Below are 11,417 nucleotides of genomic sequence, written 5' to 3' on the forward strand. Positions count from 1 at the left end.
CATGACCGCGAAGATGCCCACGCCGGCCGTGCTCGACGGCCACGTCGTACGCCTTGAGCCGCTCGCCCCCGGCCACGCCCCCGACCTGTTCCTCGCAGCCCAGGACGAGGAGGTCTGGCGTCACCGGCCGGAACCCATGCCGCATACCGAGGACGACACGCGCCGCCTGGTGGACACGCTGCTCGCCGACCCGCGCACCACCCAGTTCGCGGTGGTACTCAAGGAGACCGGCCGGGCGATCGGCTCGACCGGCTACTGGGACGTCGGCGGCTTCGACGAGAGCGTGGAGATCGGCTCCACATGGTACGGCAGGGCCTACTGGCGCACCGGCGTCAACACCGAGTGCAAGGTCCTGCTGCTCGACCACGCCTTCGCCCTGGGGTTCGTCCGCGTGGTGCTGAAGACCGACATCCGCAATCTGCGGTCGCAGGCGGCCATCGAGCGCATCGGCGGCGTCCGGGAGGGCGTGCTCCGGCGGCAGTACCGCCGCGCGGACGGCACCTGGCGCGACAGCCCTCTGTATTCGATCCTCGACGACGAGTGGCCGGCCCACCGCGCCCGCCTCCTTGCCGCCCGGCAGTAACACCCTCTGCGCCTGTCGATCCGGCGGCCTGTCGTTCGTGTAGGGGTGAGACCGACGGACGACGGTGAGGGAGACACGGCATGGGCAAGGTCATCGCGATCGAGCACCTGACGCTTGACGGTGTGATGCAGGCGCCCGGGAACCCCGAGGAGGACCTGCGCGGAGACTTCCGGCACGGCGGCTGGGCGAGCCGGCACCAGGACCCGGCCATGCAGGAGGTCATGAGCCGTCACATGACGAGCGCGTGGTCCCTGCTGGCCGGCCGGACGACCTACGAGCAGTTCGCGGGCTACTGGCCCAAGCAGCCGCCGAACCCGTTCAGCGAGGCTCTCGGCCGCGCCCGGAAGTACGTGGCGTCCACCACCCTGACCGAACCCCTCGCCTGGGAGAACTCCGTGCTCCTCGGAGGCGACGCCGCTGACGCGGTGAGCCGTCTGAAGGAGGAAGTGCCGGAGAACCTGGTGGTGTTCGGCAGCGGGGTCCTGGTCCGGTCACTGCTGTCGCGCGACCTCGTCGACACACTGGTTCTTCTCGTCTACCCGCTTGTGCTCGGCTCCGGCCGCCGGTTGTTCCCGGACTCGGGCTCGGACCTGCCGGCCTTCCGGCTGGTCGAGTCGACGGCGACCGGGTCGGGAGTGATCACCACCGTGTACCGGCCCGCAGGACGGTGACCCCGGGTATCCGCGCGATCGCTTTGGGGGAGACCGGCGGCCGGCGGCCGGACGCTTCGGCGAGGCCGCCGGGGCTCACCGGCCGGAGACGACGCGGAGCAGTTCCCTGAAGGCGGCGCCGAGCTCGTCGAGGGTCGGCTCGTCCCCCGCCCCCACGATCGCGTCGAACAGCATCCCTTCGACGTAGGCGACCATCTGCCGCCCGTGCCGCACCGGATCGGGCGAGCCGGCGGCGGCCAGCACCGCGGCGGCCTGCTCCCGGAACCGGCGCCCCACCTCGTCGTAGATCTTGCGCAGCTCGGGGCGCCGGCTCGCCTCCAGCGCCAGCTCGTACCGCGCGATCGTGGTCTCCCGATGCACGGTGATCGCCGCGTGGATCGTCCTCGCCAGGAGATCCGCCAGCCGGGCCACCTCGCCCGCGCCCTCGGGCATCCCGCCGTCCGGTGGCGTCGCGGCGGTGAACACGGCCTCCTCGCGCTCGGCGAGCCGGGCCAGCGTGAGCTCCAGCAGCGCCGCCCGGGTGCGCGCGTGGTTCGAGGTGGAGCCCGGCGGCAGCCCCGCGGCCTCGTCCACCGCCCGATGGGTGAGGCCGCGCATCCCCCGCTCGGCCAGGATCGCGATGGCCGCGTCCGCGACGACGACCGCACGCTGACTGCTCACCCCCTCATCGTAGGGGCGGACTACACCTGTAGTACGCTCACTACAGGTGTAGTAACGGGAGGCGGGCATGGCGCACGCGGTGGTGGTGGGAGCGGGCATCGGCGGGCTGACGGCGGCCCTCGCGCTGGCGCACAAAGGCTGGGAGGTGACGGTCCTGGAACGGGCGGCCTCGATCGAGCCGGTGGGCGCCGGGCTGGCGGTCGCGCCCAACGCGCTGCGGGCGCTCGACGTGATCGGGGTCGGGGACGAGGTGAGGAAGCTCTCCGCCATCCAGGGCCGGGGCGGCATCCGGCTGCCGGACGGCCGATGGCTGGCGCGGACCACCGCCGAGGACGCCGCCGCCCGGTATGGCGACCCCATCGTGCTGCTCACCCGCGCGGCACTGGTCGGCATCCTCGCCGGACGCCTGCCGCAGGGCGCGCTGCGGGTGAACAGCCGGGTCGAGTCCGTCGACCCCGCGACCGGCCGCGTCGCCGTGCGGGGGACGGCGGAGACGATCGAGGCCGACCTTGTCGTGGCTGCCGACGGGATCCGGTCCCGCACCCGCTCCGCGCTGTTCCCCGGGCATCCCGAACCGGTCTACGCGGGCGTGACGAGCTGGCGGGCGATCGTGCCGCTGGCCGGAGAGACCGGCGCGTCCGAGACTGTGTTCGCCTCCGAAACCTGGGGACGCGGGCTGATCTTCGGGGTCATGCCTCTCGCGGGCGGTCAGGTGTACTGCTACGCCACCGCGGCGGTCCCACCGGGCCTGCGCGCGGCGGACGAGAGGGACGAACTGCTCCGGTTGTTCGGCCGCTGGCACGACCCGATCCCGGCGCTGCTGGACGCCGCCGACCCCGCGGCCGTGCTCCGCCACGACATCCACAGCCTCGACACCCCGCTGCCCGCCTTCCACGCGGGACGGGTCGCGCTGCTGGGCGACGCGGCCCACCCCATGACGCCCAACCTCGGGCAGGGCGCCTGCCAGGCCATGGAGGACGCCGTCGTGCTCGCCGACCGCGTCTCCCCCGGCGACCCAGCCGCGGGGCTCGCCGTCTACAGCAGGGAACGGCTGGCGCGGACGACGCCGATCGTGCGGCGGTCGCGGTCGATCGGCCGGCTCACCCGGTGGCGCAACCCGCTTGCGGTCGCCCTGCGCGACGGCGCGATGCGGGCGGTGGGCCGGTTGGGGCCCGACGTCGCGTCGCGTCAGGGCGACCGGGTCTTCGCCTGGTCGCCCCGGAGCTGAGGAGGTCAGGCCGCCTCGGACGCGACCACCGAGCCGCCGATCCTGTCCGGCTCGGCCGGTACGGCGGCAGGCTTGGACTGGTCGGGGGTGAGGCGGCCGAGCGTGACCGTCCCGGCGATGAGCAGCCCGGCGGCGAGCAGCGCGGGGACCGCCTTGCCCGCTTCGGTGGGCAGCGACTCGCCCAGCAGCACCGCTCCGGCGGTCACCGAGGTGATGGGGTCGACGACCTGGACCCCGGCGTAGGCGATGCCGAAGTAGCCCACGGCGTACGACTTCTGCAGCAGCACCACGGCGCAGACCAGCAGCACCGGGATGGCCAGGGTGAACCAGTGGAGGAGGTGGCCGAGGTCTCCTTGGAGCCCTCCGCCGACGACCCGGACGAAGGTGGACACGGTAGCGGTGACCGCTCCGGCGCCGACCGCCATCAGCAGCGCCTTCGCCGGGCCCTTCAGCCGGCGGGCCGCGGTGAACGTGACGGCGACCACCAGCGCGACACAGCCGATCAGCTCCAGGGCGTGCGCGTCGGACAGGACCGGGGTCACGTTGTGCGCCGGGACCAGCAGCATCAGGCCGAGCAGGCCGACCGCCACCGCGATCGACCCGGCGATCTCGGCCCGGCGCGGGCGTCTGCCGTGCAGCGTCGCGGCGAGCGGCACCGCGAACACGAGGGTCGCCACGCTCACGGGCTGGACGACGACCAGCGGAGCCAGGCTGAGCGCCACCGCGTGCAGGGACGCCCCGGTGAAACCGATGACCCCGCCGATCCACCAGCGGGGCCTTCTGACGAGAGCGAGGGTCGCCCCCTCGCTCACCGCTTCGAACTGCTGCAGCGCCGCGCCCAGGGCGTATCCCAGCGCGCCGACCAGGGCGATGGCCACTCCCACCCAGGTCATGCGCGCCCGCCGGTGTGTCGAGAAATCACCACGCAAGCTTAGTGGGACGCGGCACGCGCCCCGGGAGCCCGCGACATAAGTGGGGCTTTACGGGCACCCCACTGGTGATCCTCTGACCGGCGTTCGCTGCCGCCCCGCCGGCTTCAGGACCTCTCGGGACACACGCAGAAAAGGTGGCCCTCCGGGTCGGCGAGCACCACCCAGTCGCCCGGCTGGAACTCCGGCTTGGTCGCCCCGAGAGCGATGTACTCCTCCACCGCCTTGGCCACGTCGGGCACCCGGAAGTCGAGGTGGAACTGCTTGTCGGGGCCGGGCCAGGAGGGGGCCTTCCGGTCGGGCACGCGCTGAAAGTAGATGCTCGTCGCGCCGTCGCCGATCCCGGCGTACTCCTCCTCGGCGTACTGCACGGGGAATCCGGTGACCTGGGAGTAGAACTCGGCGAGCTTCTTCGGCTCGGCACAGTCGATGGTCACGGCGATGAGCTTCGCGGTCGTTGTCATGAACCCCATCGTGTCGCGTATACCTGTCAGGGAGTGTCAGGTAGCCCCTCGCGGAAATCGACGCCGATAGTGGGACCATGAACCGGGCATGTGGAACCAGTCCGGCAAGCGAGTCGTTGGAGCGGATGTGGCACGGGTAGGCGAATGGATCAGGCGGTTTCTGGACAAACCAGGAAGCGTCGATCTGGCCCCCTTCCAGCGGGTCGTGGCCGCGGCGGGCGAGCTGGAGAGCGAGGTCACCCGGCGCGCCGATCTTCGCCCCGCCGCCGTCGATCCCGGTTGGGTCGGCTCCGCCGACTTCTGCGCGGTGATGCGGGAGGCCGCCCACCGGGCGCTCGGCCAGCGGCCGTACGACGTACAGCTCGTGGGCATGCTCGCCATGCTGGAGGGCCACGTCGTGCAGATGGCCACCGGCGAGGGCAAGACGCTCGTCGGCGCGCTGACGGCGGCCGGGTTCGCGTTGCGCGGCGTCCGGGTCCACGCGGTCTCGGTCAACGACTACCTCGCCCGCCGGGACGCCGAGTGGATGGGCCCGCTGTACGAGACGCTCGGCCTCACGGCCGGGTGGATCGCCGAGACCTCGGCTCCCGAGGAGCGCAGGGCGGCGTACGCCTGCGACGTCACGTACGGAGCCGTCAGCGAGCTGGGGTTCGACGTGCTGCGCGACCGCCTGCGCACCGACCCGGCCGAACTGGTCGTGCCCGCCCCCGAGGTCGCACTGGTCGACGAGGCCGACTCGGTCCTGGTGGACGAGGCCCGCGTGCCGCTCGTGCTGGCCGGCGCGGCCGACCCCGGCACGGCGCTGCCCGAGATGGCGGCCCTCGTGCGGCGGCTGTCGCGCGGCTACCACTACACGATCGACGAGGAGGGCCGCAGCGTCTTCCTCACCCCCAAGGGCACCGACACGGTCGAGAAGGCCCTCGGGATCGATCTCTACGAGCACCCCGGCGTGGTGACCCAGGTCAACCTCGCCCTGCACGCCCACGCGCTGCTGACCAGGGACGTCGACTACATCGTGAGGGACGGCCGGGTCCATCTGATCAACACCTCGCGCGGCCGGGTCGCCGTGCTGCAGCGCTGGCCGGACGGGCTGCAGGCGGCCGTCGAGGCCAAGGAGCACCTGCCGGCGTCGGAGACGGGCGAGATCCTCGACTCGCTCACCGTGCAGAGCCTCATCCGCCGCTATCCGCGCGTGTGCGGCATGACCGGCACCGCCATCGCCGTCGCCGAGCAGCTGCGCGAGTTCTACGACCTCAGGGTCGCGGTCATCCCGCCCAACAAGCCGTGCGTACGGGTGGACGAGCCCGACCGGATCTTCGCCACGCTGGAGGACAAGGAGCGGGCGCTGCTGGAGGAGATCGAGACCCGGCACGCCACCGGGCAGCCGATCCTCGTCGGCACGCTCGACGTCGCCGAGTCCGAGCGCCTGGCCGAGTCCCTGGAGGCCAGGGGGCTGAGCGCGGCCGTGCTCAACGCGAAGAACGACGCCGAGGAGGCGCAGATCATCGCGAAGGCCGGCCGGCGCGGCGTGATCACGGTCTCCACCCAGATGGCCGGGCGCGGCACCGACATCCGGCTCGGCGCGGGCGACCCGGACGAGGAGCAGGACGTCGCCGCGCTCGGCGGGCTCTACGTCATCGGCACCGGCAAGCACGAGAGCAGCAGGCTGGACGACCAGCTGCGGGGCCGTGCCGGGCGGCAGGGCGACCCCGGCGGCTCGGTGTTCTTCGTCAGCGGCGAGGACACGCTCCTCACCGCGTACGCACCGGACCAGTCGCTGCCCGCGGCCGGCCGCGACGGCGTGGTGCGGGACGCGAACGCCGCCGGGCTGGTGGCGCACGCCCAGCGCGTGGCCGAGGGCGTCAACCTGGAGATCCACCGCAACACCTGGCGCTACACCCGGCTGCAGGAGCGCCAGCGGGCGGAGGTGCTGGAGCAGCGCGCCCGCGTCCTGTACGGCGACACCGGGGCACGGGCCCTGGAGCAGGCCTGCCCGGAGCGTTACCGCGAGCTGTGCGAGACGGCGGGCGAGGAGGTGGTCGAGCGGGCAGCCCGGCAGATCGTGCTGTATCACCTCGATCGCTGCTGGACCGAGCACCTCGGCTTCCTCGCCGACCTCCGCGAGGGCATCCACCTGCGGGCCCTCGGGCGGTTGAACCCGCTCGACGAGTTCAACCGCGAGGCCGTTCCGGCCTATCGGGCGATGCTCGACGAGGTCGAGCGGCGTTCCAAGGAGACCTTCGAGAAGGCCGACGTCACCCGGGACCTCGCGGAGCAGGGCCTCAAGAGGCCCACGGCCACCTGGACCTATCTGGTGCAGGACAACCCGTTCGGCTCGGAGTGGGACCGCGTGCTCAAGCGGGTGGCCGGAGCGCTCAAGCGCCGCAAGCGGTAAAGGTCCGCCGGCCTCGCGGGGGGAGCTCCGGCCCTCGTGAGGCCGCACCGCTCCCCCTGGCCGCCCTCGGCGTGGCGGGGCGGCCGGAGTCCCTACGACTTGCGGTGGCGGCCCTGCTGGTGCGTGGCGGCGTGGGCGGGACGGCTCAGCGCGGCCTTGGCGCCCACGGCGACGAGCGCGCAGACCACGATCGCGACCGAGAAGGCGGGAACGGCCGCCTCATCCGGCTGTCCGTCCACGGCCGACGCGGGGGTGAACGCCGGGGAGGCCAGCACCTCGCCGGACCTCGCCGCCTTCGCGGTCCCCGTGCCGGTCTTCTGAGCGGCCTCGGGGGCGGCCTTGGTGGCGGCCTTCGGGGCGGTCTCGGCGGTCGCGGCGGCGGTCGCCCGTGCCGTATCCGAGAGCGGGAACATCTGGGCCGCCGCCGCCTCGGCCTGCGCGCCCGGCGAGGCAGGCGTGGTAGGCGGGGCGGGCGCCTCGGAGGGCGCCACGGAGGGCGAAGCCACGGGGGCCTGGCTCTCCTGGTCCCCGGCGGCCGGAGCGGAGTCCTGCGGCGCGGCCGGAGCAGCGTCCTGCGGAGCGGCCGGAGCGGCGGAGGGAGCGGGAGCCGCCGTGGGGCAGGGCGGCGGGGGCTTCGGGTGGTCCTTGACTCCGTACGCGCCCGTCGAGAACGGCTTGGGCGCGCCGGTCTTGCCAAGGCCCTTGCCCCACTCGGTGATCACGTACTTGACGGGGATGTGGCCGAGCCCGCTCGCGTCCTCGACGGTGAGCGAGTCGTGGTCCCAGGAGCCGCCGGTCAGTTCGGCGAACGTCTTGCCGTCGAGGTCGAGCATGACCCCGCTGCTCGAGGGAACGCCGGGGCCGCGGTCACCGACGAAGAATTCGGCCTTCTTCCCCTGGTAGACCACGTAGCCCTTGGTGCCCATCGGCCAGCTCGGGCTGGCGGCCAGGCCCTTCTGCATCGGCTTGCCCGACGCGGGGGCGCCGGTGTCGCCGTTGACGCCCGACCCGTCGTCCCAGAAGTACGACGCGGTCGTCTTGCCGGAGTAAAGGACGGTCTTGCCTTCGGCGGTCGGGCAGCCGACGTGGGGAACAACGGGCGCGGTGGCCTCGTCGGCGCCGTCGGCGGGGATGTGCTGGGAGCCCGCCGGGGCGGGGCGGGCAGGGGCGTCCTGCCGTTGCTGGGGAACGGCGGCCGCGTGGTGCGTCTCGCCCACTGCCGGGCTTGCCTGCTCCCGGAGGGCGTTGCTGGGGTCCGCGTAGCTGGAAATGGGGGATCTCCTGACTGGTCACGGCTGGGTAACCGGACACTAAGCCAAGAACACCCCAAATCTCGACATCTCGGACGAAAATTTTACTTTTTGGACTAACCGCCCATGAGGTGGCAAAGTCAGAGGTGACGAGCCCCCCCTTCCCAGGGGGGCTGAAGGGAAGGAGGGCACGCCACGTTTCGGGATCAGGACGACAGGAGGCGAGCCCGCAGCCCGGCTCCGAAGGCGGTCGGGGTGCCGTTGTAGTCGCTGATCAGGGACGGACCGGTGGAGCAGTCCCAGGCGTTCCAGGTCCAGCCGAGGTAGGACGCACCCTTCGCGTCGAACCAGTTCATGACCTGGTCGATGAACCCGTGCGAGCAGGTGTTCTCACCGATCTCCCCGGCCACCAGCGGGACCTGGGCGGCAACCGGCGCGAGCTGGCTGTCCCAGCACGAGGTGCTGACGCAGGAGTTGAAGTTGTACACGTGCCACGCCGCGGCCAGGTTGTTCCGCGAGTCCGCGGGCTTGTACTGCAACCACTGCGACAGGTCGTTGGAGTAGGCCAGGCCGCCCAGCATGATGATGTTGGTCGCGCCGGTGGCCCGCACCGCGTTCACCAGCGACTGGAAGCCCGCCACCTGATAGGGGATGCCCGAGCAGGTGCCGCCGTCGCGCCAGCAGGCCCACCCGGAGGCGGCACTGCCGGTCGCGCGCTCCGGATAGGGCTCGTTGAACAGGTCGAACACGACCTCGTCACGGCCCTTGAACACGTTCGCCACCCCCGTCCAGAACTGCGGGGCGTACTGCGCGTCCGGCATCGGCTTCTGGCAGGAGGCGTGGACGTCGGAGCAGCCCGAGGAGTTGCCGGTGTACTGGCCGTAGTTCCAGTGCATCTCGACGATCGGGGTGATGCCCTTGGCGACCAGCCGGTCGACGTACGCCTTGACCTCGGTCTGGTAGGCGGCGCCGCCGTACGACGACTGGATGTTGCTCAGGCCGAGCCAGCACTCCTCGTTCAGCGGGACGCGGACCGCCCGGACGTTCCAGGCCTTCATCGCGTCGATCGCCGCGTTGTCGACCGGGCCGTCCCAGATGCCACGGCCCTGGACGCACATGAACTCGCCGCCCGACCGGTTGACGCCCAGCAGCCGGTACGGCGTGCCGGTCGCGGCGTTCACGATCCTGTTGCCCGACACCTTCAGCTTCGGGGCCGCCCCCGTGGACGGGCTGGGCGACGTCGAAGGCGAGGGGCTCGGCGACGGGCTCGGCGAGGGGGAAGGCGAGGGCGAGCGCGAGGGCGAGGGGGAAGGCGACGGGGACTGCGACGGCGTGCTGCCGTTGCAGGCGACGCCGTTCAGTGCGAAGTCGGCCGGCGCCGGGTTGCCTCCTGACCAGGATCCGTTGAAGCCGATGCTCGTCGAGCCGCCGGTGGACAGGGACTTGTTCCAGTCCATCGCCGTCGCGGTCACGGTGCTGCCCGACTGGCTCCAGGTGGCCGACCACCCCTGGGTGACCTTCTGACCGCTGTCGGGGAACGTGAACGTGAGCGTCCAGTTGCTCAGGGCGTCGCCCAGGTTCTGGATGCTCAGGTTGGCGGACATGCCGCCCTGCCACTGACTGGCCGTGTAGGTGACCTTGCACGCCACCGCGGCCTGGGCCGCCGGCGTGTTGCCCAAGGCGAGTCCGCCTGCGGCCAGCAGCCCCAGTGCGGTGAGGATCGCGCCTCTCCGTCGCATGCTCCGTCCTTCCATAGAAGACCGGAGCGAAGCGTCGTGAACTATACCGGTTAAGTCAACGGCGCGCCGCGCGTCACCCCCGCTGAGCTGGGCGTACCCGCCGCGGGCAGGTGAAATTTTCAGCTCCCGCGCCCTGCTCGCCGCCAGGCGGCTATGCCTGGTCACCGCGCAGGACGGCGGCGGGGATCGGGATGGCCGGGAAGGGATTGTCCGGCAGGAGGATCAGCCGGCGCGGCGCGGCGGCGCGCTCCGTGGCGTCCAGGTGCAGCAGGGCCGTCCCGATGCCGGCGGCTCCCACCATGTATCCGGTGTCGGCCGTGACCTCTCCGGGACGCAGCCGCCGATACGCCTGATACCAGCGGAAGCCGGCCTCGTCGCCCGCGGTCGCCCGCCCGATCAGGTCGATCGCGAGCGTGCGCGCGAAGCCGAGGTACGGCTCGTGCCCCGTGGCGGCGTACAGGCCCACGAAACACTCGATCAGCCCGGCGGTGCCGCAGCACAGGCAGGCCACGTCCCAGTGCCCCGAGGGCCGCGCCCCGGGCACACCGCTCTGCATGATTCCGTGCGCGAGCCGTTCCATCCAGTCGAGATCGCCCGGGTCTCCGGTGACCCGGTGCAGCTCGTGGAACATGCGGGCCACCCCGGCGGAGCCGGAGCAGAAGCCGAGGTAGTTGAGCCGCCGCCCCTGCGGGATGTGGTGCGGCACGAGCGCGCATCTGTCGGTGACCACGCTGACCGTGCGGACGAAGTCGGCCCCTCTGCGGGCCCCCGCGAGGAACCGGGCGTCGCCGGTCACGCCGTAGAGGCGGGCGAGCAGGAACGCCGTGCCCGCCGTTCCGGACAGGAACCCGGGCGTGACGGCGTCCACGGGCAGGTCGGGGGCGGCGTCGCCGCCGAAGCGGTGCCCCGGGACGGCGAGAGCCGCGATGCGCTCCCCCGCCTCGATCGCCACCTCCTCGTACGCCGGGACGCCGAGGATGCCGGCCGCGTGCAGCAGCGCGAGCACGATCCCCCCGTCGCCGCGCTGCGCCGGGTCACCGGTCCAGCCGATGCCGTCGCCCAGCGGGCGGGCGGCGCGGACGAGGCGGTCGGCGGCGGCGCGGGCCGCCCCGAAGACCTCCTCGTCGCCCGTCGCCCACCCCGTCTCCGCCATCGCGAAGACCAGACCGGCGAGCCCGTGGTAGAAGGTCGGGTCGCGCTGCTCGGGCCAGGTGACGGCGAGCCTGCGGGCGCCCGCGAGCGCGTCCTCCAGGTACACCTCGTGACCGGTGGCGGCCGCGAGTTCGAGGAAGAACAGCACGACGCCGGCCGCACCGGCGTAGAGGGACGAGGCGTCGCCGGCTCCGGCCGACCGCCCCCGGGGATCGGGGTTGGCCCGCCATCGCCGTCCCAGCTCGTCGTCGGCCGCCGCCGACCGCACCCAGCGCGCGGCCGCGACGGCGGCGGTGACCGGTGTCTCGCGGGGCCAGGCGCTCATCACCCCAGTCTCCCACATATC

Annotated in this window: 10 protein-coding genes; 4 read left to right on the forward strand and 6 right to left on the reverse strand. The window is 72.5% G+C overall.

Annotation, left to right across the window (positions count from 1 at the left end; all coding sequences use genetic code 11):
* Position 1 precedes the first annotated feature (1 nt).
* Together BXA11_RS26555 and BXA11_RS26560 are read left to right on the forward strand one after the other, a co-directional pair.
* Positions 2–583 carry a GNAT family N-acetyltransferase gene (locus BXA11_RS26555; RefSeq protein ID WP_076438873.1) on the forward strand — a complete coding sequence of 194 codons (582 nt, stop codon included), beginning with the start codon at positions 2–4 and terminating at the stop codon, positions 581–583.
* An 80-nt stretch (positions 584–663) separates the two neighbouring features.
* Positions 664–1,254 carry a dihydrofolate reductase family protein gene (locus BXA11_RS26560; protein WP_076438875.1) on the forward strand — a complete coding sequence of 197 codons (591 nt, stop codon included), beginning with the start codon at positions 664–666 and terminating at the stop codon, positions 1,252–1,254.
* A 75-nt stretch (positions 1,255–1,329) separates the two neighbouring features.
* Here BXA11_RS26560 and BXA11_RS26565 read toward each other — a convergent pair whose 3' ends face one another.
* Positions 1,330–1,914: a TetR/AcrR family transcriptional regulator gene (locus BXA11_RS26565; RefSeq protein WP_076438877.1), complete on the reverse strand. Its 585-nt coding sequence runs from the start codon at positions 1,912–1,914 to the stop codon at positions 1,330–1,332.
* 67 nt (positions 1,915–1,981) lie between these two features.
* Between BXA11_RS26565 and BXA11_RS26570 the strand changes: the two genes are divergently transcribed.
* Positions 1,982–3,142, forward strand: coding sequence for an FAD-dependent monooxygenase (locus BXA11_RS26570; protein ID WP_076438878.1), 1,161 nt, complete (start codon positions 1,982–1,984; stop codon positions 3,140–3,142).
* A gap of 5 nt (positions 3,143–3,147) precedes the next feature.
* On the opposite strand, the gene BXA11_RS26575 is transcribed toward BXA11_RS26570, so the two are convergent.
* The gene (locus tag BXA11_RS26575; RefSeq protein ID WP_051761282.1) at positions 3,148–4,035 is read right to left on the reverse strand and encodes a DMT family transporter; all 888 of its coding nucleotides are present in this window, start codon (positions 4,033–4,035) and stop codon (positions 3,148–3,150) included.
* A gap of 143 nt (positions 4,036–4,178) precedes the next feature.
* Positions 4,179–4,535: a VOC family protein gene (locus BXA11_RS26580; protein ID WP_030505913.1), complete on the reverse strand. Its 357-nt coding sequence runs from the start codon at positions 4,533–4,535 to the stop codon at positions 4,179–4,181.
* 127 nt (positions 4,536–4,662) lie between these two features.
* Here BXA11_RS26580 and secA2 point away from each other — a divergent pair, with 127 nt between their 5' ends.
* On the forward strand, positions 4,663–6,930 hold the full coding sequence (gene secA2, locus BXA11_RS26585; RefSeq protein ID WP_030505914.1) for an accessory Sec system translocase SecA2: 2,268 nt from the start codon (positions 4,663–4,665) through the stop codon (positions 6,928–6,930).
* A gap of 92 nt (positions 6,931–7,022) precedes the next feature.
* Here the strand turns inward: secA2 and BXA11_RS44860 are convergent, their stop codons facing one another.
* The 3 genes from BXA11_RS44860 to BXA11_RS26600 form a co-directional block, all read right to left on the reverse strand.
* Entirely contained in the window at positions 7,023–8,147 is a 1,125-nt protein-coding gene (locus BXA11_RS44860) for a hypothetical protein (RefSeq protein ID WP_239105103.1), read from the reverse strand.
* Positions 8,148–8,386: 239 nt separating this feature from the next.
* Positions 8,387–9,919: a cellulose binding domain-containing protein gene (locus tag BXA11_RS26595; protein WP_076438881.1), complete on the reverse strand. Its 1,533-nt coding sequence runs from the start codon at positions 9,917–9,919 to the stop codon at positions 8,387–8,389.
* A 151-nt stretch (positions 9,920–10,070) separates the two neighbouring features.
* Complete coding sequence (locus tag BXA11_RS26600) at positions 10,071–11,396, reverse strand: lanthionine synthetase LanC family protein (RefSeq protein WP_076438884.1); 1,326 nt, start codon at positions 11,394–11,396, stop codon at positions 10,071–10,073.
* Positions 11,397–11,417: the final 21 nt, after the last annotated feature.

The organism is Microbispora rosea (assembly GCF_900156315.1).
GTDB lineage: Bacteria > Actinomycetota > Actinomycetes > Streptosporangiales > Streptosporangiaceae > Microbispora > Microbispora rosea.

Excerpts from the sequence above, each read along its gene's own strand:
- BXA11_RS26555 (WP_076438873.1), top strand. The coding sequence starts at position 2 with ATGACCGCGAAGATGCCCACGCCGGCCGTGCTCGACGGCCACGTCGTA.
- BXA11_RS26560 (WP_076438875.1), top strand. The coding sequence starts at position 664 with ATGGGCAAGGTCATCGCGATCGAGCACCTGACGCTTGACGGTGTGATG.
- BXA11_RS26570 (WP_076438878.1), top strand. The coding sequence starts at position 1,982 with ATGGCGCACGCGGTGGTGGTGGGAGCGGGCATCGGCGGGCTGACGGCG.
- BXA11_RS26575 (WP_051761282.1), bottom strand. The coding sequence starts at position 4,035 with ATGACCTGGGTGGGAGTGGCCATCGCCCTGGTCGGCGCGCTGGGATAC.
- BXA11_RS26580 (WP_030505913.1), bottom strand. The coding sequence starts at position 4,535 with ATGACAACGACCGCGAAGCTCATCGCCGTGACCATCGACTGTGCCGAG.
- BXA11_RS26595 (WP_076438881.1), bottom strand. The coding sequence starts at position 9,919 with ATGCGACGGAGAGGCGCGATCCTCACCGCACTGGGGCTGCTGGCCGCA.
- BXA11_RS26600 (WP_076438884.1), bottom strand. The coding sequence starts at position 11,396 with ATGAGCGCCTGGCCCCGCGAGACACCGGTCACCGCCGCCGTCGCGGCC.